At 63.6% G+C, this 21,900-nt stretch carries 23 protein-coding genes and 1 rRNA gene; 6 read left to right on the top strand and 18 right to left on the bottom strand.

The features are described from left to right. Positions 1-31: 31 nt before the first annotated feature. Positions 32-544 (top strand): VOC family protein, encoded by a 513-nt coding sequence (locus AC5RU9_RS08520; protein ID WP_494016090.1) that lies wholly within the window; start codon positions 32-34, stop codon positions 542-544. A 51-nt stretch (positions 545-595) separates the two neighbouring features. On the opposite strand, the gene AC5RU9_RS08515 is transcribed toward AC5RU9_RS08520, so the two are convergent. The 9 genes from AC5RU9_RS08515 to AC5RU9_RS08475 form a co-directional block, all read right to left on the bottom strand. Beyond that, positions 596-958: a VOC family protein gene (locus AC5RU9_RS08515; protein ID WP_235520348.1), complete on the bottom strand. Its 363-nt coding sequence runs from the start codon at positions 956-958 to the stop codon at positions 596-598. Positions 959-962: 4 nt separating this feature from the next. After that, positions 963-1,223 carry a DUF4235 domain-containing protein gene (locus AC5RU9_RS08510; protein WP_494016089.1) on the bottom strand — a complete coding sequence of 87 codons (261 nt, stop codon included), beginning with the start codon at positions 1,221-1,223 and terminating at the stop codon, positions 963-965. Between the two features lie 89 nt (positions 1,224-1,312). Next, a complete protein-coding gene (locus tag AC5RU9_RS08505) occupies positions 1,313-1,489 on the bottom strand; it encodes a CsbD family protein (protein ID WP_211711034.1) in 177 nt (58 codons plus the stop codon). Positions 1,490-1,578: 89 nt separating this feature from the next. After that, entirely contained in the window at positions 1,579-2,292 is a 714-nt protein-coding gene (gene dhaM / locus AC5RU9_RS08500) for a dihydroxyacetone kinase phosphoryl donor subunit DhaM (protein ID WP_494016088.1), read from the bottom strand. Next, entirely contained in the window at positions 2,289-2,960 is a 672-nt protein-coding gene (gene dhaL / locus AC5RU9_RS08495) for a dihydroxyacetone kinase subunit DhaL (RefSeq protein WP_494016087.1), read from the bottom strand. Before dhaL ends, dhaM begins: the two co-directional genes overlap by 4 nt. Positions 2,961-2,962: 2 nt before the next feature. Next, complete coding sequence (dhaK, locus tag AC5RU9_RS08490) at positions 2,963-3,964, bottom strand: dihydroxyacetone kinase subunit DhaK (RefSeq protein ID WP_494016086.1); 1,002 nt, start codon at positions 3,962-3,964, stop codon at positions 2,963-2,965. Between the two features lie 148 nt (positions 3,965-4,112). After that, positions 4,113-4,289: a hypothetical protein gene (locus AC5RU9_RS08485; RefSeq protein WP_494016085.1), complete on the bottom strand. Its 177-nt coding sequence runs from the start codon at positions 4,287-4,289 to the stop codon at positions 4,113-4,115. Positions 4,290-4,314: 25 nt separating this feature from the next. Then, a complete protein-coding gene (locus AC5RU9_RS08480) occupies positions 4,315-5,763 on the bottom strand; it encodes an FAD-binding oxidoreductase (protein WP_494016084.1) in 1,449 nt (482 codons plus the stop codon). 161 nt (positions 5,764-5,924) lie between these two features. Then, positions 5,925-6,434: an amino-acid N-acetyltransferase gene (locus AC5RU9_RS08475; protein ID WP_211711039.1), complete on the bottom strand. Its 510-nt coding sequence runs from the start codon at positions 6,432-6,434 to the stop codon at positions 5,925-5,927. A gap of 101 nt (positions 6,435-6,535) precedes the next feature. Between AC5RU9_RS08475 and AC5RU9_RS08470 the strand changes: the two genes are divergently transcribed. After that, positions 6,536-7,774: a Fic family protein gene (locus AC5RU9_RS08470; RefSeq protein ID WP_494016083.1), complete on the top strand. Its 1,239-nt coding sequence runs from the start codon at positions 6,536-6,538 to the stop codon at positions 7,772-7,774. A 16-nt stretch (positions 7,775-7,790) separates the two neighbouring features. Here AC5RU9_RS08470 and AC5RU9_RS08465 read toward each other — a convergent pair whose 3' ends face one another. The 6 genes from AC5RU9_RS08465 to lysS all read right to left on the bottom strand — a co-directional run bounded on the left by AC5RU9_RS08465 (position 7,791) and on the right by lysS (position 16,345). After that, positions 7,791-9,893 carry a S9 family peptidase gene (locus AC5RU9_RS08465; RefSeq protein ID WP_494016082.1) on the bottom strand — a complete coding sequence of 701 codons (2,103 nt, stop codon included), beginning with the start codon at positions 9,891-9,893 and terminating at the stop codon, positions 7,791-7,793. 65 nt (positions 9,894-9,958) lie between these two features. Further along, positions 9,959-11,167 (bottom strand): glycosyltransferase, encoded by a 1,209-nt coding sequence (locus tag AC5RU9_RS08460; RefSeq protein ID WP_494016081.1) that lies wholly within the window; start codon positions 11,165-11,167, stop codon positions 9,959-9,961. Positions 11,168-11,319: 152 nt separating this feature from the next. Beyond that, positions 11,320-13,812 (bottom strand): ATP-dependent Clp protease ATP-binding subunit, encoded by a 2,493-nt coding sequence (locus tag AC5RU9_RS08455; RefSeq protein WP_211711043.1) that lies wholly within the window; start codon positions 13,810-13,812, stop codon positions 11,320-11,322. 371 nt (positions 13,813-14,183) lie between these two features. After that, positions 14,184-14,510, bottom strand: coding sequence for a histone-like nucleoid-structuring protein Lsr2 (locus tag AC5RU9_RS08450; protein ID WP_211711044.1), 327 nt, complete (start codon positions 14,508-14,510; stop codon positions 14,184-14,186). Positions 14,511-14,639: 129 nt separating this feature from the next. After that, positions 14,640-14,813 (bottom strand): hypothetical protein, encoded by a 174-nt coding sequence (locus AC5RU9_RS08445; protein ID WP_211711045.1) that lies wholly within the window; start codon positions 14,811-14,813, stop codon positions 14,640-14,642. 2 nt (positions 14,814-14,815) lie between these two features. Then, entirely contained in the window at positions 14,816-16,345 is a 1,530-nt protein-coding gene (lysS, locus tag AC5RU9_RS08440) for a lysine--tRNA ligase (protein ID WP_309995396.1), read from the bottom strand. Positions 16,346-16,420: 75 nt separating this feature from the next. Between lysS and AC5RU9_RS08435 the strand changes: the two genes are divergently transcribed. The 3 genes from AC5RU9_RS08435 to AC5RU9_RS08425 all read left to right on the top strand — a co-directional run bounded on the left by AC5RU9_RS08435 (position 16,421) and on the right by AC5RU9_RS08425 (position 19,077). After that, positions 16,421-17,317, top strand: a complete 897-nt coding sequence (locus AC5RU9_RS08435) for an alpha/beta fold hydrolase (protein WP_494016080.1) — start codon at positions 16,421-16,423, stop codon at positions 17,315-17,317. A 9-nt stretch (positions 17,318-17,326) separates the two neighbouring features. Next, positions 17,327-18,181 carry an alpha/beta fold hydrolase gene (locus AC5RU9_RS08430; RefSeq protein WP_494016079.1) on the top strand — a complete coding sequence of 285 codons (855 nt, stop codon included), beginning with the start codon at positions 17,327-17,329 and terminating at the stop codon, positions 18,179-18,181. A 62-nt stretch (positions 18,182-18,243) separates the two neighbouring features. Next, the gene (locus AC5RU9_RS08425; RefSeq protein WP_211711049.1) at positions 18,244-19,077 is read left to right on the top strand and encodes an alpha/beta fold hydrolase; all 834 of its coding nucleotides are present in this window, start codon (positions 18,244-18,246) and stop codon (positions 19,075-19,077) included. Here AC5RU9_RS08425 and AC5RU9_RS08420 read toward each other — a convergent pair. Together AC5RU9_RS08420 and AC5RU9_RS08415 are read right to left on the bottom strand one after the other, a co-directional pair. Further along, positions 19,074-19,943 carry an EamA family transporter gene (locus AC5RU9_RS08420; protein ID WP_494016078.1) on the bottom strand — a complete coding sequence of 290 codons (870 nt, stop codon included), beginning with the start codon at positions 19,941-19,943 and terminating at the stop codon, positions 19,074-19,076. The two genes, AC5RU9_RS08425 and AC5RU9_RS08420, sit on opposite strands and share 4 nt — an antisense overlap. Continuing rightward, on the bottom strand, positions 19,940-20,884 hold the full coding sequence (locus AC5RU9_RS08415) for an alkaline phosphatase family protein (protein ID WP_494016077.1): 945 nt from the start codon (positions 20,882-20,884) through the stop codon (positions 19,940-19,942). The genes AC5RU9_RS08420 and AC5RU9_RS08415 overlap by 4 nt, the downstream gene beginning before the upstream one ends. A 20-nt stretch (positions 20,885-20,904) precedes the next feature. Here AC5RU9_RS08415 and AC5RU9_RS08410 point away from each other — a divergent pair, with 20 nt between their 5' ends. Then, entirely contained in the window at positions 20,905-21,765 is an 861-nt protein-coding gene (locus tag AC5RU9_RS08410; RefSeq protein ID WP_494016076.1) for a LysR substrate-binding domain-containing protein, read from the top strand. 47 nt (positions 21,766-21,812) lie between these two features. On the opposite strand, the gene rrf is transcribed toward AC5RU9_RS08410, so the two are convergent. Beyond that, positions 21,813-21,900, bottom strand: a 5S ribosomal RNA gene (rrf, locus tag AC5RU9_RS08405); the annotation flags it as partial.

The following is a 21,900-nucleotide window of genomic DNA, read 5'->3' as shown; positions in this document are numbered from 1 at the left end:
CGGCCCTCACCAGGCACGTAGCGTCATAACCATGACAGATACTACAAGCACAGAAGCGACCACCGCCGCTAACGGCGAGCACACCACGCACGGCGTTCCGAACGGGTTGACCAGCCTCACACCGTTCCTTGCTGTGCCCAACGCCAAGGAAGCCATCGCGTTCTACCGGGACGTGTTCGGCGCCAGGGTGGTGGGCGAAACTGAGATGGGTGGTGTGGTGGTCCACGCGGAGCTCGACTTCGGAAATGGCCACCTGCAACTCGGCGAACCCAACCCCGAATACCACTTGGTTCCGGCACCCGAGGGCGAGAACGACTGCTATTCCCTGGGCCTCTACTGCTCCGATGCGGACGCCCTGGTCCGCAAAGCGGAACAAGCCGGCGCCACCATCAGGGAGCCGTTGAGCACCTTCGTTTCCGGTGACCGCTATGCCAGCATCCGGGATCCGTTCGGCGTCCGGTGGTCCGTGATGACGCGCGTCGAGGACCTCTCAGAGGAGGAGAGCAACCGCCGCGTCGAAGAGTGGGCTGCGCAGCAGGGCTAAGCCGCAGGGGCTGCGCTTAGGGCGTGGCCGGGCCCCACGCAGGGCCGGGCCCTAGCTCAGGCAGAGGCAGAAGGGGTGTCCGGCAGGATCAAGGAACACCCTGAACGTTTCGCCGGGCTGGTGGTCGGCCTTGCTGGCACCGATGGCAAGGACTTCTTCTTCAGCCTTGTCCAGGTTGTCCACCACGACGTCAAAGTGCATCTGCTGCGGGATTGTCTGGCCCGGCCATACGGGCGCCTGGTACACATCAACCTGCTGGAAGGAGATGCAGTTGCTGCCATCCTCCGGGCGCACGTCGTACCAGTCGCCGTTCTCGTTGGATACGTGCCATCCGAGCAATTCGGCGTAGAAAGCTGCGAGCGCTGCCGCGTCCGGGCAGTCGATGACAACGCTGGGGTGCTTGGCAATAGCCATGTTCTTAAACCTCGTCTGCGGTGTTCTTCATGCGGGCAAGGGCACTTTTGGTGCCCCTCTGGGTCAGTACGTGAACAACGGCGCCAACACCTGCGGAGACTACGGCGAAGACCAGGACGCCTGGCAGGGAGTCGTTGAGGTCGGTCCCGTCCTTCGGCGCGGGCTTGCCGGTTTTCTTCTCCCAGAGACCTTCCAGGGTCTTGTTCGCGATGGCACCTGCGCCGAGACTAACAGCAATGCCGAACAGTTTTACCAGTAGGTTCACGAAGTTCCTCCATTAGATAGCGCGCCTCGAAACGAGGCCTCCCACAGCAAGACAGGGCCGCTGCAACCGCAGCGGCCCTGTCCACATTCCTAGTCCTTCTTGAAGGCGTCCTTCAGCTTCTCGCCAGCACCCTTGAGGTCGGCCTTGGTCTGGTCGCCCTTGCCTTCAGCTTCGAGACCCTTGTCGTCCGTCAGCTTGCCGGCAGCTTCCTTTGCCTTGCCGCCGAGCTTCTCGCCAGCATTCTCCATCTTGTCGTCAGCACCCATGTCGCACCTCTTTCGTCGTAGGAACCTTGTACCTCTACAACATCACTAATCAGCATACTTAGCAATATCTTGGCCCAAAAACGGGAGAATCAGAGCTCCCCAAACCCTTCCTCCACAAGCCGACGCACGTATCCCACAGCCTTCGCGGCGTCCTTCCCACGGGCCTCGACGTGGAGTGTCGTACCCTGCCCTGCGGCGAGCGCCATCAGCGCCATGATGGACATGCCGTCGACGCCGTTGACGGTCACTTCGGCGTCCATGCCCGACAAACCGCCTGCGATCTTTGCCGCGGGACGTGCGTGCATTCCCAAGGGGTTGATGAGCTCGAAGTCGCCGCTGGCGTCCGGCGCCCCAGTGACGGGCTGCCCGGCTGCGGCGTCGGTTGAGGCGGCGTCGGCGCCCGCAGTGCTTGGGTCAGGGCCGAACCTCACCGCCTCAGCTGCTTTGAGCACATCCTCGACGCCGGCACCTCCGTGGGCAGCGACGGCCGCCGCCACGAGGCCCTCCACCAGAGGCGCGTCTGCCAGCCGCACGGCCTCGGGAGCGCTGGCGAACTCCATTGCCGACTCCGCCGTCATCACCGCCGAGCCCAGGTCGGTCAGCACCACCACTCCGTCACCTCCGGAATCCACCAGTGACTGCTCGACGGCGGCAAGCACCTTCTCCAGGCTGGTACCGATCCGGTCGTCGTCCGTTCCCCCGGCGGCGACCAGTTCGACGTCGGGCGCCATCTGGGCAGCGAGCTCCACCGCCCCCTCGGCAATCTTGCTGCTGTGCGAAACAACCACGATCCCTACCGTCATACGGCGTCGGTTCCGGCGTCCGCCACGGAATCGGCCGTGCCTGCTGCCGCAACCACGGCCGCACGCAGGAGCAGGGCGGTGGAGGCTGCGCCGGGATCGCGGTGACCGGCACTGCGCTCCCCCAGGTAACTGGCCCGGCCTTTGCGGGCAACCAACTCATCCGTGGCCGCGGCACCAGCCTCGGCGGCCTGGGCGGCGGCCTCGAGCACGTTCACCGGATCGCCGCTCTCGGATGCCGCCTTGCCTGCGGCCTCCACAGCCGGCGTCCACGCGTCCACCATCGTCTTATCGCCCAGCTCGGCCTTGCCCCGCGCTACAACGCCATCCCGCGCGGCAGCCAGGGCATCCGTGAGCGCCTGGGCATCCACGTCCGTGGCGTCGCCCAGCGACGTAGCTGCCCGAAGGTACGCGGTGCCATACAGCGGCCCCGCGGCTCCGCCCACTTTGGACATGAGCGCCATGGCAGCAGCCTTCAATGCTGCTCCCGGGGTTTCGGGCGGGGTCTCTTCAAGCTTTTGGAGCACAGCTTGGAAACCGCGGTCCATGTTTTCGCCGTGGTCGGAATCGCCGATTGCCCGATCCAGTTCGATCAGTTCCGTCCGATGTTCTGCCATCGCTTCTGCGGATAGTTTCAACCAATTAACGGCCCAGTCGACGCCCAATCCCATGCTCAGGCACCCCACCGCAGGGCAGCGGTGTGGACTGGCGCGTCCCAGAGCCTGGTCATCTCATCATCAAGACGCAATACGGAGACGGAGCACCCCTGCATCTCCAGGGACGTCACGTAGTTGCCCACCAGCGAACGCTCCACCGTGGCGCCCCGTTCAGCGAGCACCTGCGCCGCCCGCCGGTAGACGATGTACAACTCACTCTGCGGCGTTCCGCCCATGCCGTTGACGAACAGCAGGACCTTGTCGCCCGAGGCCAGCCCAAGGTCCTCGAGGACGGGCTCCAACAGCCGGTCTGTGATCGCGTCGGCGCTTTCCATAGCAATCTTGTGCCTGCCGGGCTCGCCGTGGATGCCGATGCCGATCTCGATCTCGTCGTCGGCCAGTTCAAAGCTTGGGGTTCCCGCGTGGGGCACGGTGCAGCCGGACAAGGCCACGCCCATGGTCCGCACGTTGGCCACCACACGTTCGGCGATCGCAGTGACGGCATCGAGGTCATCTCCGCGCTGGGCGGACGCGCCGGCGATCTTTTCCACCAGGACGGTCCCGCCCACTCCGCGGCGGCCAGCCGTGTACAGCGAGTCCTCCACGGCGACGTCGTCGTTCACCAGCACCGAACGGACGCGAACGCCTTCAGCCTGGGCCATTTCCGCGGCCGTTTCGAAGTTCAGGACGTCACCGGTGTAATTCTTCACGATATGCACGACGCCGGCACCCGAGTCCACGGCGACGGTCGCCGGGATGATCTGGTCGGGTGTGGGAGAGGTGAAGACTGCGCCGGGGACGGCAGCGTCCAGCATGCCCAGGCCCACGAAACCTGCATGCAGTGGCTCGTGACCGCTGCCTCCGCCGGACACCAGGGCAACTTTGCCCGCTACCGGCGCGGCCTTTCGGACGACGAATTTGGGGTCGGGATGGACGTCCACGATGTCGGCATGGGCCATGCCAAAACCTTCGACGGACTCGTCCACCACGGCGCGTGGATCATTGATGAGCTTTTTCATTGGATGCTCCTGGGCGTGCTGTGGCTGGTGCTCTGACCCTACTACCGGCGGGCGGGCCCACGGTAGGCCCCGGGACGAAGGGACGGCACTTAAATGGTGGGAGGGACAGCCCTTCGGCCGCCCCTCCACCTGCACTTCTGTTCACGGGTCAGTCGTCGGCACCTGGTACAGGATTCAACGCGGACTCGGCACGGGGACGAACCTCAGGCCAGAAGGCCGAGTAGAGGTCCGGGTCCGGATGGCGTTCCCCGGCCCACGACTCCCCGTTTGGCATGGATCCATACGGGATGTCGATCTGGAATGCCGAGAAATCAGGAAAGGTCACCCGATGGTCCATTGCCACCAGCTCCCTAGCTGTTCAGCACAGCGTCGCCACCGGCAGTCACGATGTCTTCGAGAAGCACCGTCTGGTCGATGACCGGAAGACCCACGACGTGCCCGAAACTGAACATGTTTTGTGGGTCAAGCTCTGCCTTCGCCTTCCGGAGCCGTTCGCGGACAGTGGGACCCCAGGGCCGCTCCCTGTCCTCGGCGTCGACGAAGTGGCCGTGCAGGTTAACGAAAGTGCCGCCGCTGGAGGCGTCGCGCAGGTCGTCGCGAACGGCGTCGAACACTACGGGAAGCAGCTCCGCCAGGGGCGGGACAGCCATGCCCGCCATGAAGAAGCTGAACGCGGCGTCGCGTGCCCCAACGCTGTCCTCGCCGTCAGCGCTCTTGGCCAGGGCGCCGCCAAGCAGCCGCACCTCCGCCATCAGCACCGGACTCTGGACACCTGGGCCGAAGTGACGCAGGATCGCGCTCTTTGCCCCATTGTCCAAACGGTCCAGCAGGAAGCCACGCTCGCGCACGGGCACAGGCTGGTCCGGGTCCTGGTGGATACTGTCCATCTGGGTGGAATCCAGGGGCCCGGTCCCATCCATCATGAAAGGCGCACTTTGGCGCATTGGCTCCAGCAATTTCGAAGCCTCTGCCGCGTCGCCTTGGTACGCATAACGCAGATGCACGACGAACTTGCCGCGCAACGGTTCGGGAATCATCTCCATGTCCGGGAGGCGAAGGAAAGCCAACGACGCCGACGCTTCCTGGGGCAGCGAAGGAACCCACTCGCTGAACTGCTGGAGGACCGCCGGGGCATGCTCGCCGTCGAAGTAGAGGCCACCGGCAAAGAGGTCCGAGCCCGGGAACAAATGGAATTCCATGGCTGTGACAATGCCAAGATTCCCCTTGCCTCCGCGCAGGAGGTAAAAGAGCTCCGGGTTTTCGTCCTTGGTCACCCGTCGGTGCGTGCCGTCTGCGGTAACGAGTTCGAAGGCGATCACGTGGTCCGATGCGAAGCCGTACTTTCGACCCATGATGGGCAGGCCGCCACCCAACGTGTAACCCACCACGCCGACGTCGGTGGTGGAACCGCAAAGCCCCATCAACCCGAACGTGGATGCCAGTTCCACTACGGCCTTCCATCGGACGCCGGCGCCAACGCGGGCGATCCGCTCAAGCGGATCGATACTGAGCTCCAGCATTCGGCGGGTGCTGATGAGCAGACCACCCTCAATGGCATTGGTGGCACCGTGACCGGTGGATTGGACGGAGACGGGCATTCCGTGCTCCGCAGCCCAGCGGACTGCCGCCGAAACGTCCTCTGCGTCGAGGGCGCCGAAGGCAACATCCGGCTGGTGTTGTGTGGACAAATTGAAGGCCGCTACTTCTGCGGCGAAGCCGGGATCGGCAGGCGTGAACACTGGACCGCGCACGCTGAGTTGGAGTTGTGAAACATCTGGAGTGGAGGCGTGGGACTGCATGATCTTCTCTCAAATTGACCGATGTGGCGGAAGCTTCCCCAGCAAGCCTTTATCAGTTTATCCATCAACTTTAGATAAGAGAAGAGGTAATAAATCACGCATAATCGGGCAGGGCTCAGCGGAGCATCGAACCCAAGGCCTGAGAGGGGGTTGGGCGCTGGCTAAAGCTGCTTGATCATGCGGGTATTGCCCAAGGTGTTGGGCTTCACGCGGGCAAGGTCCAGGAACTCGGCCACGCCTTCGTCATGCGAGCGCAGAAGCTCCGAATACACCTGCGGATCAACTGCCGATTGGTCCGCCATGACTTCAAAGCCGTGGCGCTTGAAGAAGTCCACCTCGAACGTCAGGCAGAACACCCGGCTCACTCCCAGCGCCTTTGCCTCTTCCAGCAGGTTCTCCACCAGGACATGGCCCACGCCGCGGCCACGCCAGGAATCGGCTGCGGCCAACGTACGGATCTCAGCCAGGTCTTCCCACATGACGTGCAAGGCGCCGCACCCAATCACCTCGCCGGCGTCGGACTCGGCAATCCGGAATTCCTGCAGGCTCTCGTAGTACGCCACCGTCTCCTTGGCCATGAGGATCCGCTCCTCAGCCAAAGGAGCGACAAGCCTCTTGATCGCCGCCACATCGCTGGTGCGGGCAGGGCGAAGGCTGAAGGTCGAATCCACTCCCCCATACTAGCGAGGCGAAGCCCGGCACTCACTTTCATCCGCAGGAAGCCCGGTACCTTACCAACACTTATCTAGATAAGTGTTGGTAAGGTGTTGGCATGTCAACACTTCCCGACTCGCGCATACCCGTCGAACCGATTTCGCTTGAGAGGTTCGAATGGAACCCGCGCGCGCCCGGGATGTATTCAAGGGCAGAGGTCGAGCGGCAGACCGGCCCGTACGACGCTGCAGTCACGGCGTCGATCGCGACGTGGACTCCGAGTGTCTCCGCCGAGGATTCCGCCGACATCGAAGACGCGACCCGCCAGCTGGTGGACTTCGATAACCACGCCCAGCGCACACTTGGCATAAAGAACCCCGCTCTCGGACCCATGACGGCTATCCTGCTGCGCACCGAATCGGCCTCCAGCTCACAAATCGAACAGCTCACCACATCGGCGAAGCAGCTGGCCCTGGCAGAGATTGGCGAGGGCGACAAAGTCAACGCCCTGACCGTTATAGGCAACGTCCGCGCCATGGAGGCGGCCCTTCAACTGGCTGACAACATCAGCGAGGACTCCATCCTGGCGATGCACAAGGCTCTCATGCTGCACCAGCGTGGCTTCGATCCTTCTGGCGCCGGACGCTTCCGGGACGAGCAGGTGTGGATCGGCCCTGGCCAGGCCGGGCCGAGGATGGCCGAGTTCGTCGCTCCGCACCATAGCCGGATTCACGATGCGATCACGGATCTGGTGGGGTTCATCCAGCGCCAGGACATCTCCGTACTCGTCCAGGTCGCCGTCAGCCATGCCCAGTTCGAAACGATCCACCCGTTCCCCGACGGGAATGGCCGGACGGGGCGCGCCTTGGCTCAGTCGGTCCTCCGCAACAAAGGCCTGGTGAGCTCCACCGCGGTGCCAATCTCGGCGGGCCTCCTCGTGGACACATCGCGCTACTTTTCGGCATTGGGCGCATTTCGGCAAGGAGATGCAGGACCCATCGTCCGCGAATTCGCCAGGGCGGCCCGCACGGCGGCTATCACCGGATCACGGTTGGTCGACGAGCTGGCGGCCCAGCTTGAGGAGTCCCGCGCGAAGATCTCCGGCCTGCGCTCAGACGCAGCGGCATGGAGGGTGCTCCCCGCGCTGATCGGCCAGCCCGCCGTGAACACGAAGTACCTCATGACTGAGCTTGGACTCGGCGAGATGGCGGCATTGCGCGCACTCGATGCCCTGACGGAACGTGGCGTACTAACTGAAGCGTCTGGACGCGGCCGCAAACGAGTGTGGCAACACCGCGGCATCTTTGACGTCCTTGACGCCTACGCCACCGACATCAGGCGCACCTCAGCCGGCTGATCCAGCACCGTTGCCCCTAGACCCCCAGTTCCTCAGGCAACGCTACGTCCTCCCCCAGCACCTGCTTGGCCAGGAAGTGCTCCACAACCCCGTACCAAACCTTGGCGTGCTGCGGCTGGAGCACCCAGTGGTTCTCGTCCGGGAAGTAGAGGAATCGGTGCGGGCTCTGGCCGTTGTCGTCAGCGGGCAGCTGGGATGAGGAGAGGAGCTCGTACCAAAGCCTCAGGCCTTCGCCGATCGGCACCCGGTAGTCCTTGTCGCCGTGGATCACCAGCATGGGCGTCCTGATGTTGCCGACGTTCAGGTGCGGCGAGTTCTCCATCGCCATCTCCTCGGTCATTTCCTTCAGCCAATATTGCGCCGCATCAGTGGTGGGGCCGAACTGGTCCAGTGCCCACAGGCTTGCGTGCGTGACGATTGCCTTGAAACGGTCGGTCTGGCCTGCCACCCAGTTGGCCATGTAGCCACCGAAGGATCCGCCCATCGCAGCGGTCCGGGACCCGTCGATGTCAGGCCGTTCCACTACCGCGTCCGTGATGGCCATGAGGTCCGTGTACGGCTTCTTGCCCCACTCGCCCCAGCCGCGCTGGATGAACTCCTGCCCGTAGCCGGTAGAAAGCGCAGGATCGGGGAGCAGCACGGCATAACCCTTGGCCACCAGCAGCCACGGATTCCAACGCCACGTCCAGGCGTTCCACGAACCGAGGGGTCCGCCGTGGATCCAGAGCAGGAGCGGGGCCGGGGCTTCTTCGGAGGCGCCCTCGGGCAGTGCAAGATAAGCGGGCACGCGGGAGCCGTCCTCTGCCGTGGTCTCGACCCGCTCCAGCCGGCCCTTGTGGACAGGCCTCTCCGCCGGCGCCGGCAGGCGAACCGCCTCTCCGGTGGCGAGGTCAATCCGCACTGCTTCGGGCGGGAACTCGTACGAACTCCGCAGCGCATACGCCATAGCCCCGTCGGGTGACACCACGACGTCGGAATAGGCTGCGGAGTCCTTCGTCACCCGGGTAACGCCACCGTCGGCGACGTCAAGCCGGAAAACCGGCGACGCGCCGTCGTCGTCCGCTTTCGCGAGTATGGCGCTGCCGTCAGGGAGCCAGGCCAGCGCAGTAGCCCAGCGGTCCCACTGGTGTGCCAGCGGCTCCAGATCCGTGGTCTCGCCGTCGGCGACATTGAGCAGATGCAGTTTCACTTGCGGAGCCTGCGTGGGGGTGGTGTCGCTTTCGCTTTCAACCACCAGCGTGCGGCTGTCCGGGCTGACGGGTCCCGGAAAGTAGCTCATGCCTTCGTGGTCCAGGAGCACCTTGACGTTGCCGGTAGCGACGTCGACGGCGGCGAGCACCTCGCGGCTGTCGGCTTTCGCGAGCGCTTTGGTCAAGCTTGTGTAGATGGTCTTGCCGTCCGGACTCACCACTGTCTTGGCTTCGCGCAGCGAACCGCCGACTCCGGGCGTCAGGTTGCGGAGTTTGAGCGACGGCGCGGCGTCAACGGTGGAAGGCTTGCCGGGCTCCTTGTCCTCGCCCTGTTCCACGGCGAAGAGCCGCGGCTCGGCCGGACCCAGGTCAGCGTCCCAGTAGCGGACCGGGTAGCCACTGTGCAGGATGGCCGATACCTTGTTGTCCTTGCGGGCCTTACGGCGTTCCTCATCGTTATCCTCGTCCGAGGATCCAGCCAGGACCTCCGCGTTGATGAAGGTTGCGTCCACGTCCTTCGCGGCCATAACGGAACTGATACCACCGGAGCGGGAGTGCACCACGCGGGCTTCTCCTCCGCCGGCGGGCAACAGCCACAGCGCGTTGACGGGGTCAGCGTCGGGGCTTTCCGGGTCCGGGCGTGCCGACGTGAAGTAGAGGTCGCCAGTGGAGGCGAAGACCGCGCCCGCTTCTCCCTTGGAACTGCGCGTGATCCGGCGCGACGGGCGCTGTCCCGTCGGATCGATCTCCCAAAGTGCGTTGGCGAACTCGGTTCCCTTGCCATTGAGCGTGGTCACTGTGGTGACCAGTCGCGTTCCGTCCGGGCTAAGGGAGAGGCCACCGACCCGAGGGATGGAGAGGTAGTGGTCAAGGTCGTGAAAAGGAGTTTCGGGCTGGTGGCCCGAGGTATGAGTGTCAGCTGAGTCCATGATCTGATTCAACACGGAATGTGCTCCCAATCACAGAGTGGTTCACTGACAGTGAAACAGTACTTTCAGATATTCCGCAACGCCTTGACCACAGCCGCGGTTCCGTCTTCCGTCGATAGGGCCGTGGCCACGCTCTTGGCATGGTGCGCGTACGACGGCGTGGTGCTGGCTTCCCTTATTGCCTCACCAAGGCGGTCCGGAGTCAGCTTCTTATACGGAATCGGCTGGGGGCCGGCGCCGAGGGCTGCCACGCGCGAAGCCCACAACGGTTGGTCTGTGTACACAGGAACACCCACAGTGGGAACGCCAGCCCGCAGACCCGCCGCGGTGGTTCCAGCACCCGCGTGGTGAACTACAACCGACATGCGGGGAAAAAGCCACTCGTGCGGAACACTCCCGACGCCGATTGCGTCATCCCCCAAGTAACCCTCAACGCCCTGCACAACGGCCCTTGTGCCGGCACGACGGGTAGCGTCCAGAATGAAGCCAGGATCGATGTCGGCGCTGCTGCCGAAACCCACGAAGACCGGCGGGGGGCCATCCGCCAGGAAGTCCACAAGATCCGCGGGCGGCTGCCAGTCGGGGTTTCCAGCGGGCCACCAGTACCCTGCCATCACCAAACCTGGATGCCAATCACCCGGCGTGGGCAGTACCGATGGGCTGATGCCGTAAAGCACTGTTGCGTGCGCCTTCCTTCGACGACGCTCCCCGGCCGCACGGCTTTCCTTGCGCAGGCCCAGTTCCCTGCGAAGCCGCGCGCTGGGTCCGTCATAAGGGGCCGGGCCAGCGGAGGCCCGCTCCCCTATGATCTTGTTTCCCATGGGGCCGAGGCTGCGGGCCGAGTTCATCAGGACAGGAGGATAGGCCGCACTGGGCTCCGTCGGCTGCAGATGGGCGCCGATCGCCGGAATCCCGAAGGCCTCAGCAACGTCGTAAGCGTACGGCGCCACCGAGTTGGCGAGGATCACGTCCGCGCCGGCCTCGGCTGCCGCCAACGTCCCCGTCGCCGCATTGTCCATGTACTCGCCGAGCTTCTTCCAGGAGGAGAACACGTTCCCGGCTGATGCCTTGGCCCCAGGCGCGGGATGCTTGATCAGCTCAGCGAGGTTTCCCGGCAGTGGCCGGAACTCGCACCCTGATTCCACCACCAGTGGCGCGTAGGCCGGGTTGGCGGCTATGGCGACCTCGTAGCCCACGCCCTGCAGGCGGTGCCCCAGGCCAGTCATCGGAACCACGTCTCCTCGCGTGCCTGGTGCCACCATGAGTACGCGCATGTCTATCTCCCCCGGGTTTTGTACAGCTATTGAGCCTAGGAACCCACTCTAGGGCCATGAGGTGAACGGAAAACCCAGAAGGGGGCGCACAACGCAGGACCCCGCCCACTCCTTTCGGAATGGACGGGGTCCTTTACGTCGTAGCCTCTGCCTTACGCGGTCGGAGCGATCTCCGGGATGCGCGGCTTGGCGTTGCCCTCAAAGGTGAACTTTGCGTCGTCGCCTTCGCCCTCGACGTCAACCACAACGATGTCGCCTGGGTGGATGTCGCCGAACAGGATCTTCTCGGACAGCTGGTCTTCGATCTCGCGCTGGATGGTGCGGCGCAACGGCCGGGCACCCATGGCGGGATCGTAACCACGTGTGGCCAACAGAACCTTGGCGGCGGGCGTGAGCTCGATGCCCATGTCCTTGTCCTTGAGGCGGCGCTCCAGGCGGGTCACGAACAGGTCCACGATCTCGATGATCTCGTCCTGCGTCAGCTGCGGGAACACCACGACGTCGTCAACACGGTTGAGGAACTCGGGGCGGAAGTGCTGCTTCAGCTCTTCCGTAACCCGGGCGCGCATCCGGTTGTAGCCGGTCTGGGTGTCCGTGCCGGACTGGAAGCCCGTGGCCACGCTCTTGGAGATGTCGCGGGTACCAAGGTTGGTGGTCATGATGATCACGGTGTTCTTGAAGTCCACCACGCGGCCCTGGGAGTCGGTCAAACGGCCGTCTTCCAGAATCTGCAGGAGGGAGTTGAAGAGGTCCGCGTGGGCCTTCTCAACTTCATCGAACAGGACCACGGAGAACGGACGCCTGCGGACCTTCTCAGTCAGCTGGCCACCCTCTTCATAGCCGACGTAGCCCGGAGGTGCACCGAAGAGACGCGAAACCGTGTGCTTCTCGGAGTACTCGGACATGTCCAGCGTGATGAGGGCGTCCTCTTCACCGAACAGGAACTCTGCAAGAGCCTTGGCAAGCTCGGTCTTTCCGACGCCCGTGGGGCCGGCGAAGATGAACGAGCCACCTGGACGCTTGGGATCCTTCAGGCCGGCACGGGTACGGCGGATTGCCTGGGACAGGGCCTTGATGGCCTCGTTCTGGCCGACGACACGCTTGTGCAGTTCGTCTTCCATCTTGAGCAGCCGCGAGGACTCTTCCTCGGTGAGCTTGAAGACCGGGATGCCAGTGGAGTTCGCAAGAACTTCAGCGATCAGGTCCTCGTCAACCTCGGAGATGTCGTCCATGCCGCCGGACTTCCAGTTGCGCTCCTTCTCCGCGCGTTCGGCAATGAGCTTCTGCTCCTTGTCGCGCAGCGAGGCAGCACCCTCAAAGTCCTGGGCGTCGATGGCGGATTCCTTCTCCATCTTCACGTCTGCAATGCGCTCGTCCATGGCCTTGAGCTCCGGCGGAGCGGTCATGCGGCGGATGCGCAGGCGGGCTCCGGCTTCATCGATAAGGTCGATCGCCTTGTCCGGCAGGAAGCGGTCCGAGATGTAACGTTCGGCCAGCTGCGCGGCAGAGGCCAGGGCGCCGTCGGTGATCGTTACGCGGTGGTGTGCCTCGTACCGGTCGCGCAGGCCCTTAAGAATCTCGATCGCGTGCGCAACAGAAGGTTCCTTGACCTGGATCGGCTGGAAACGACGCTCAAGAGCGGCATCCTTCTCGATGTGCTTACGGTACTCGTCCAGCGTGGTGGCACCGATGGTCTGGAGTTCGCCACGGGCAAGCATCGGCTTGAGGATGGACGCAGCATCGATGGCGCCTTCGGCAGCACCTGCTCCAACGAGGGTGTGGATCTCGTCAATGAAGAGGATGATGTCGCCGCGGGTGCGGATTTCCTTGAGGACCTTCTTCAGGCGCTCTTCGAAGTCACCGCGATAGCGGGAACCGGCAACCAGTGAACCGAGGTCAAGCGTGTACAGCTGCTTGTCCTTGATGGTTTCCGGGACGTCGCCGCGGACGATCGCCTGGGCGAGGCCTTCGACGACGGCAGTCTTACCGACGCCGGGCTCACCGATCAGAACAGGGTTGTTCTTGGTGCGGCGGGAGAGGACCTGCATGACGCGTTCCATCTCCTGCTCGCGGCCGATCACGGGATCGAGCTTGTTCTCGCGGGCAGCCTGGGTGAGGTTGCGTCCGAACTGGTCAAGCACCACCGAACCGGCGGGGGTACCTTCCGGCTGGCCCTGGCCGGAACCGCTGCCGGCGGTTTCCTTGCCCTGGTAGCCGGAGAGCAGCTGGATGACCTGCTGGCGGACCCTGTTGAGGTCTGCGCCGAGCTTCACCAGCACCTGTGCGGCCACGCCTTCGCCTTCGCGAATGAGGCCGAGCAGGATGTGCTCAGTACCGATGTAATTGTGGCCGAGCTGCAGTGCTTCGCGGAGCGAGAGCTCAAGCACCTTCTTGGCACGCGGGGTGAAGGGGATATGACCGGATGGAGCCTGCTGCCCCTGGCCGATGATCTCCTGCACCTGCTCGCGAACACCATCGAGCGAAATGCTCAGGGACTCGAGCGCTTTGGCTGCAACGCCTTCACCCTCGTGGATCAGACCCAAGAGGATGTGCTCGGTACCGATGTAATTGTGGTTGAGCATCCGTGCCTCTTCTTGGGCAAGGACGACCACGCGACGGGCACGGTCCGTAAATCTCTCAAACATTTCGCCACACTCCTAGCTACGACGTACTTTGATGCTACGTGCCGGAGCAGCACTTTTGGGGCGTGTTCGCCACAGGGGAAACATGACGGGGTTGCGGAATAAAACGGACACTTCCCCTTGACCCGGGCGTCCTGCGGTGGCATGCTGCCGCACCGCTTCCCACTCCTGCCGATGACCGCGGGCCGGGAGTATTCAATAGCGGTATCTGAACGCGGCTTTGTCGGGCCGATTAGCAGCCCCTAATCCCGGCTACTCAGGCAGCTCGAGATTCACAGAATATTCCATGGTTGCGGCGCCGCGGGCACCCCCACATACTGCCGCTTAAAACATCAATGCCCCGGCAGTGGCTGCCGGGGCGTTGAAGCGATGAATCAGGAATTGGCCTTTTGGTACGCTTCCTGAATTTCAGCCTGAATACGTCCGCGACTGTTCACCGTGTAACCGTTATCACGGGCCCACTGCCTGATCTGTGCGGAATCCTGGCTGCGGGCCGCTGTCGCGCGACCGCGGGTGGCTCGGCCGGATGAAGTCTTCCTGGCCTTGGCCACGTACGGTTCCAGGGCCTTCCGAAGCGAAGCAGCGTTTGCGGTGGACAAGTCCATCTCGTAACTGACGCCATCAAGGCCGAATCGGACAGTTTCGTCCGCAGCCCCTTCATCCAGGTCATCGACGAGGATGATTTTTACTTTCTGTGCCATGAGTTGCCTCTCTTTTGGAGGGTTGGATAATCAGAAATTCCCCGGATTCCTTTGTTGATTATCGTTCACGGCAAGCACGCACGTCAAAGCACAAATGGATTCATCCGTGATGGGAACCCATTTAGGGGGCTATTTAGTGGCAGGACCTTCGGATGCCGGGCCAACATTTTTCGAATTCGCTTCCGCCTGGGCGCGGGCTTCCGCCTGACGCTCCGATTTGTCGGCATTGAAGATTGACTTCATGGCAAACCAAAAGATCAATCCAACAACCACCGACGGCGCCAGGACTGCGATGTACTCCATGATCAGTGTCCTTCGGGCTTCAGCAAGGGGAACAGGATGGTTTCACGGATCCCTGCGCCCGTGAACAGCATCACCAGGCGGTCGATGCCGAGTCCGATGCCACCCATGGGCGGAGCACCGTATTCAAGGGCGCGGAGGAAGTCTTCGTCCAGCTGCATGGCTTCCTCATCACCCGCAGCCGAACGGCGTGACTGCTCCGTAAGCCGCTCACGCTGGATGACAGGGTCAATGAGTTCCGAGAACGCCGTTCCGCGTTCCATCCCGCCAATGATCAGGTCCCAGGCCTCGATGAGCCGGCCGTCTTCGCGGTGCGGACGGGCCAGCGGCTGCGCGGAGGGCGGGTAGTCGTAGACGAACGTGGGGTTCAGCAAGGTGGGTTCCACGATCTCGCCGAACAACTCAACCACGATCTTCTCGGCGTCCCACTTGGGGTCCACCTTGACCTCGTGCTTGGCCGCGATGGCAAGCAGCTCATCCACAGTAGTGTCCGGTGTGATTTCCACACCCACCGCTTCGGAGATACCCGGGTACACCGAAATCCAAGCCCATTCGCCGTCGAGGTTAATCTCACCGGCATCGGTCTGGATGGTGCGCGTGCCAACGACGTCGGCGACGTTGAGGATGATTTCCTTCATGCGCTCTGCCATGACGAACTGGTCCGCCCAGGCTTCGTAGCACTCGAGCGTGGTGAATTCCGGACTGTGCGTGGAGTCCACGCCTTCGTTGCGGAAGACGCGTCCCATGTCGTACACGCGGTCGATGCCGCCAACAACGGCCCGCTTCAGGAACAGCTCAGTGGCAATGCGCAGGGTCATCTTCTGGTCGAACGCGTTCATGTGCGTTTCGAACGGACGGGCCGTAGCGCCACCGTGGACCAGCTGCAGGATGGGTGTCTCCACCTCCACATAGCCGTGACGGTCCAGCGTGTCGCGGACCGAGCGGGTGATGGCGGCCCGCTTGTAGACCATTTCGCGGGCTTCATCGCGGACCATGAGGTCCACGTAGCGCTGGCGAACACGGGTTTCTTCGTTCAGTTCCGCGTGCAGGACCGGGAGCGGACGCAGCGCCTTGGAGGCCATCGACCAGGAATCCGCCATCACGGACAGTTCGCCGCGGCGTGAGGAAATGACCTCGCCCTTGATGAACACGTGGTCGCCCAGGTCAACCAGGGCCTTCCAATCGGCGAGCGCTTCCTCACCGACGTTGGCCAGGCTAAGCATCGCCTGCAGCCGGACGCCCTTGCCGTCCACGCCGCCTTCCTGGAGCGTGGCGAAGCACAACTTGCCGGTGTTGCGGACGAACACGACGCGCCCGGTGACGCCCACGGTGTCGCCCGTGGTCTCGTCGGCTTCGAGGTGCGCATATTTTTCGCGGATTTCGCTGAGGGAGTGGGTTCGCTCAACACCCACCGGATAGGCCTCCGTGCCGCGCTCGATCAGCTTGGCGCGCTTCTCCATACGGATGCGCATTTGCTCGCTGGCATCGACGGGTTCTGCGGAGGTGTTCGGGGCTGGGGTGTTTGCGGAAGTCACAGTCCTTAAGTTTACCGTTGATTACGGGTCTTCACTTCCGGGCCCCGGGATCCGGGGAACGCATAGACTCGGGCTGTGGAGACATGGACGGTTGAAACGAACGACGGCGGTGGGCAGCTTGAGGTGCACACCTTCCGGCCAGCGTCGGTTGCGGCAATCCCGGGGTCCAAGGCACCCGCTGAACCGGCCGGCGTCGTACTTGTCCATGGCACATTGGTGACCGACTCCCTTTACTGGCCGTTCGCGCGGACGCTCAGTGTGATGCTGGGGCGCCCTGTCCACGCTTACAACCGCCGCGGCCGCGGGCATTCCGCTCCGCAGCCGCCTGGATACTCGGTGGAGACGGAGATCGCGGACCTCCAGACGGTCATGGAGAAGAGCGGATCCGATGATGTTGTGGCGCACAGCTACGGCGGGTTCGTGGCCCTGCAAGCCGCCCGACGCTTCAAGATCAATCGCCTGGTCACGTACGACGCTGCAGTGTCCCTTTCCGGCAATCTCAGCAGCAGGTGGCGGCCTGAGCTTGAGGAAGCAGTAACGGCGGGGCAACTGGATCACGCGTGGGCCCACCTGGTGCAGGGACTGGGTACAGCCGGGCCGATCTCTTACCTGCCCATGGGGGCGTTGCGGACGCTCAGCGTATTGTCTGCCCGGACCCGGCTTGGGCTGGAAATGCGTTCCTTGCTGCCCACGGCGGTCACCGAAATGCGTGCGGTACTGGACGCCGACGCCCACCTTCACGACTTCATGAGGCTCTCCACGCCAACGCTCATGCTCAGCGGCGGCTGGAGCCCTTCATACTTCGCCGAGACCGGCCGCATGCTCAGTGGGGCGGTGCCTGCCATCGAGTTCGCCATAGTGCCGCTGCAATTCCACGAAGGCCCCCTGCGTCCGGGCCGGCGGCTCGCTGCCCGCGTCGCCCGGTTCCTGTCAGCAACCCAGCATGTCGATCAGCGCGCCGTTGCCCCCTAGGATGTTTCGGTGAGGGAACGGAACATCAGGACGCACGACGGCGGCAAACTCGCCTTATACACTTACGGCGCGGAAGACGCGCCCGGCGAACGCCGGGTGATTGTTATCGGCGGCGCGTTCCTCACAGCCCTGATCTACCGCCCCTTCTCGATCGCCCTGGCCAAGGGACTTGGTGAAGGCTGGGCCGTGGACGTCTACGACCGCCGCGGGAGGGGAAAGTCGTCGGAACAACCGCACGACTACTCCATGGCCACGGAAATTGCCGATGTCCGCACCATCATGGACGCTACGGGCGCACGCCACATCCTGGGCCATAGCCTGGGCGGATCCGTCGCCCTCAACGCTGCCCAGGCTTTCGCGGGCACCCGCCACGAACCGGACAAGCTGGCGGTCTACGACGCCGCCGTGAATATTGACGGGAGCATGGACACGGACTGGCTCGAGGGGTTCGCTGATGCCGTTAACAAGGGCGAAGTAGGCCGGGCGATGGCCCGGATGAAGCGTGGAATGAATCAGGGAACTGCCCTCGCGAAGGTCCCTGAACCAATCCTGGCCGGGTTGATGGCCATCGTTTCACGTACCAAAGTCAACAAGCTGTTCCGTGACCTCATGCCATCGGGCGTCGGCGAACTCAAGGCAGCGTTCGAAGCCGCCGACACGCCCCGGGACTTCTCCGTCTTGCCGCCCACGACGCACTTCATGGTGGGTAAGAAGAGCCCGAAGTTCTATAAAGTCGCCGCCTCGCGCCTGAACATGGCAGTGCCCGGCAGCACCTTGGAAGTCTCGCCAAAGGGCTTCCACGGCTCCGTTCCGGCGGCGGTCAAGGAACTTGTCTCCGATATTTCCGAGTACTTTACGCGCTGACGGTTTTCCACATACGGGCCGGCATGCTGCCTGCTTTCAGGTGGCTCGGTTAGGCTCGAGTCATGACGCGCGACATCATCATCACCAACGACGGCGGACACCTCGAAGTACTCACCACCGGTGGTGAGCTGGCAGCGGCGGGTTCGGGCGTCGTCGTCGTTCCGGCCTCCATGGTCACCGCCGCCGATTACACGCGTTTCGCCCAGAAACTCAGCGAATCCCTAGGTCGGCCCGTACACACGTTCAATCGGCGTGGACGCGGCGACTCCTCCCCCCAGGCCGAGGATTACACGCTCGAGGCCGACATCCGGGACTTGGATGCTGTCATGAAGCACACCTCCAGCACGGACGTGTTCGGGCACAGCTTCGGAGGTGCCGTGGCACTGCACGCAGCGCGGACGCTTCCGGTGGAACGGCTGGCTGTCTATGATCCGGCTGTTTCCGTCAACCACAGCGTCAAGGCCGAATGGGCGCCGGAATATGAACGCGCGGCGGCTGCAGGGGACTACGATCGCGCCCTCGCCGTACTGATCAAGGGAGTGGAAACGGAAGGCGCCTTCGGGCGCATGCCCCTGTCCATGCTAACCCTGGCCACCAAGCTGACTGCGGTCACCCCCATGGGCAAACAGATGCGCGAGCTCATGACCAGCGGGGTGCGGGAGATCAAAGCCGTCATCGCCGCGGACATGCCCGCTGAGCCATTCCTTGAACTCCCCCTGGAAACGCTGATCGTAGTGGGCGAAAAGAGCCCTGCCTACTTCGGTGTTGCCTGCGGCCAAATCCACGACGTCCTGTCAGGGTCGAGTTACACCATACTGGCCGGCTACGGGCACGACGGCCCCAACAAGGCTCCGGACAAGCTGATCTCGGAGTTGTCGGAGTTCTTCTCGGGCTAGCCCAACTGGATGGCTGCGATGCCGGCCACCGCTACAACCGTCAGGGTGAGTCGCAGCCGACTGAACCTTTCCTTGAAAAACACGACGCCGATGAGGCCTGCCAGCAGGACGCTGGTTTCCCTTAGCGCTGACACTAAAGCCAGTGGTGCCAGGCTCTGCGCCCACACCACGATCCCGTAGGCGAGCATGGACAGCACTCCCCCGAGGAAGCCCGGTTTCCAGTAGCGTGCCACCCGCTGTGGGAAACGGCGCCGGTCCGCGGCCATGCCCCAGCAGACAAGGGGGATCAGCAGGCCTTGGAACACGAACAGCCACGAAATGTAGGCCAACGGGTCACCGGACTGGCGGACTCCGACGCCGTCCACCAAGGTATAGGCAGCTATGGCCGCGCCTGTCAGTACAGCGAAGGCGGTGCCCTTTCGGTTTGTGGTGGCCTTTCGGTTTGTGGTGGCGTCTTTGCCGTGGCCGGTCAGGGCCAGGCTCAGCAGCGAACCCGCGACGACGGCCACCCCGGCCAACTGCCACAGGCTCAATGCCTCGGCCAGGAAAGTAGTGGCAATTGCTGTCACCAGCAGGACCGCAAGGCCGCGGGCCAGCGGATAGACCTGGGAAAAGTCGCCGTGCTTATAGGACGTGGTCAGCAGGATGAGATAGCAGGTCTGAAGGACTGCCGAACCCACGACGTACGGCCATGAGTCCTGCAGCGGAATTCCACAGACCACAGCGCCTAGTCCACCGGAGACCAGATAGGCCAGGGCGATCATCGTGGACGACGCCAGCCGGTCCGGGATGCCCTTGGCTATCGCATTCCACGCGCTGTGAAGGAGCGCCGCGAACAGGACAGCCAACGTCACTGCAACGGTCAACGGGTGCCTCCCCCTCGCTGGGCCAGGCGTTGCGTTGCTCCCCGCCTTGCGCCGAACGGGGCGCCCCCAGATTCTGCTACCTCCCCATCCGGGGTTACACCGAAAGTGGCCAAGACCTGATGGAAGATGTCGGCGTGGTCCGCGGCTGTGATCCCTTGGGGCAGGCTTGCACCGCTGGCCGCGATCCAGGCCGTGCGCTCAACCTCGCTCTCACCACCATGTCCGCCAGCGTCGAGGTGGCCATGGTCGGTAACCACAATGACGGTCCAGTCCTCCATGTGGTGGTTGGGCCGCGAGTCGATCACGTCGAGGAGGCCGTTCAGGCGGGAGTCGCAGCGCTGAATGGCAGCAATGTATCCAGCGCCTGTTCCGTGGTTGTGGGCTTCCACGTCGGCTTCGCCAAAGTACACGAAAGAGACCGCGAGGTTCTCTGCTCCCAGACGCCTCGACGCGTAGTCCGCAACGGCGTCGTCGGCACGGAGCCAACTGACGGCGTCGTTCGCTTCTTCAGGGTCCGGCGTCGGCACCCATCCGCCGGAGGAGAAGATCGGTCCACACGCGGTCCTGACCGCCAGCGGGTGCCAGCTGGCGGCGACCATGGTTTGTAACTCCGGACGGGCCGAGCGAAGCACCGCAGTGAAGTCCTGGTACCGGCCGAGCTCGGCAGGGTGATGGCTGTTGCCCGTCACTCCGTGCCGGTCGGCATGGACGCCCGAGGCGACGGTGGCCCATACGGGGCCGGAGATAGTGGCGTTCTTAGCGTGGACGCGGACAGGGACCAGGAAGCCATGCTCGGCGATCCGGTCCAAAGCAGGGCTGCCTGCTGACCTGAGGGAGTCGTAACGGACGCCGTCCATGCCGACCACCAGGACGTGGGGTTCTTTCTTCACATCGACGACGGTACTGGCCTTGCCCGGCAACACATAGGAACTGCCGCTCATATCTATAGAAGACTTAGGCCATGCCTATGAATCTCACGCATCTTCGGGCCTTCCACTACGTCGCCACCCACGCCAGCTATGTGGCAGCCGCAGCGGCAGCGGGTGTCAGCCAACCGACGCTATCGGAACAAGTCCGTCTTCTGGAGCGGCAGCACGAAGTTCGCCTGCTGCAGCGAGCCGGCCGTTCCGTAGAGTTGACCGCATTGGGACGCAAGCTGTTTGACGTCACGTCCAAGCTGTTTGCAGCAGAAATGGAAGCGGAGGCTGTCCTGGCCAAGGCACGCCACATCATGCAGGGTGAACTGCGGTTCGGTACCGACGCACCCATCAATGCTGTGGGGGTCCTGAGTACCTTCCGAAGGCGAAACCCCGGAGTCAGCATCCAACTCGTCAGCGGCAACTCCGCAGAGATACGCAAACGTGTGCTGGCCGGAACCGTGGACGTCGGCATCATCGCTGACGAAACGCCCCACCCGGACCTTACCGCCCGCCGGCTGGGCACCCAGGATCTCGTGGCCTTCGTGCGGCACGATCATCCCCTTGCCGGGACCAAAGTGATCCGGCTCCGTGACCTGGTCACCCATCCACTGGTCATTCGCGAGGTCGGCTCGGTCACGCGCCGCTCGATTGAGACGGCGCTCACCACGGCCCAACTCCAGCCCACCGAAGTACTCGAGACGGACAGCAGGGAAGCAGTACACGCCGCCGTGATCGCCGGTCTGGGCATAGGTGTGATCGCGGAGGACGAATTCAACGACGACCCGAGACTGGTGCTCCTGGACTTCGCGGATGCCATTGCGCCCATCACGGAACTCCTGGTGTACCGCACGGACAATCAACGTGGTCATGTGCTGGGTGCGGTGTTGGAGTGTGTGGGTTAAATGGGTGGAGCCCCGACCGTGGTGGTCGGGGCTCCCCGTTAATGTGTGTCCGGCGGTGTCCTACTCTCCCACACCCTCCCGGGTGCAGTACCATCGGCGCTGTGGGTCTTAGCTTCCGGGTTCGGAATGGGACCG

It is taken from the genome of Arthrobacter sp. B0316-5-4, from assembly GCF_059090325.1.
The sequence above is the reverse complement of the archived record's forward strand: the minus strand, read 5'-3'. Positions and strand labels throughout refer to the sequence as shown.

What these genes read in the sequence shown, in the direction of transcription:
- AC5RU9_RS08450 (WP_211711044.1), bottom strand. Translation starts at nt 14,510, where the DNA reads ATGGCACAGAAAGTAAAAATCATCCTCGTCGATGACCTGGATGAAGGG.
- dhaK (WP_494016086.1), bottom strand. Translation starts at nt 3,964, where the DNA reads ATGAAAAAGCTCATCAATGATCCACGCGCCGTGGTGGACGAGTCCGTC.
- AC5RU9_RS08460 (WP_494016081.1), bottom strand. Translation starts at nt 11,167, where the DNA reads ATGCGCGTACTCATGGTGGCACCAGGCACGCGAGGAGACGTGGTTCCG.
- AC5RU9_RS08470 (WP_494016083.1), top strand. Translation starts at nt 6,536, where the DNA reads ATGTCAACACTTCCCGACTCGCGCATACCCGTCGAACCGATTTCGCTT.
- AC5RU9_RS08415 (WP_494016077.1), bottom strand. Translation starts at nt 20,884, where the DNA reads ATGAGCGGCAGTTCCTATGTGTTGCCGGGCAAGGCCAGTACCGTCGTC.
- AC5RU9_RS08455 (WP_211711043.1), bottom strand. Translation starts at nt 13,812, where the DNA reads ATGTTTGAGAGATTTACGGACCGTGCCCGTCGCGTGGTCGTCCTTGCC.
- AC5RU9_RS08410 (WP_494016076.1), top strand. Translation starts at nt 20,905, where the DNA reads ATGCCTATGAATCTCACGCATCTTCGGGCCTTCCACTACGTCGCCACC.
- AC5RU9_RS08515 (WP_235520348.1), bottom strand. Translation starts at nt 958, where the DNA reads ATGGCTATTGCCAAGCACCCCAGCGTTGTCATCGACTGCCCGGACGCG.
- dhaM (WP_494016088.1), bottom strand. Translation starts at nt 2,292, where the DNA reads ATGACGGTAGGGATCGTGGTTGTTTCGCACAGCAGCAAGATTGCCGAG.
- AC5RU9_RS08505 (WP_211711034.1), bottom strand. Translation starts at nt 1,489, where the DNA reads ATGGGTGCTGACGACAAGATGGAGAATGCTGGCGAGAAGCTCGGCGGC.
- AC5RU9_RS08465 (WP_494016082.1), bottom strand. Translation starts at nt 9,893, where the DNA reads ATGGACTCAGCTGACACTCATACCTCGGGCCACCAGCCCGAAACTCCT.
- AC5RU9_RS08425 (WP_211711049.1), top strand. Translation starts at nt 18,244, where the DNA reads ATGACGCGCGACATCATCATCACCAACGACGGCGGACACCTCGAAGTA.
- AC5RU9_RS08520 (WP_494016090.1), top strand. Translation starts at nt 32, where the DNA reads ATGACAGATACTACAAGCACAGAAGCGACCACCGCCGCTAACGGCGAG.
- AC5RU9_RS08480 (WP_494016084.1), bottom strand. Translation starts at nt 5,763, where the DNA reads ATGCAGTCCCACGCCTCCACTCCAGATGTTTCACAACTCCAACTCAGC.
- AC5RU9_RS08445 (WP_211711045.1), bottom strand. Translation starts at nt 14,813, where the DNA reads ATGGAGTACATCGCAGTCCTGGCGCCGTCGGTGGTTGTTGGATTGATC.
- dhaL (WP_494016087.1), bottom strand. Translation starts at nt 2,960, where the DNA reads ATGGGATTGGGCGTCGACTGGGCCGTTAATTGGTTGAAACTATCCGCA.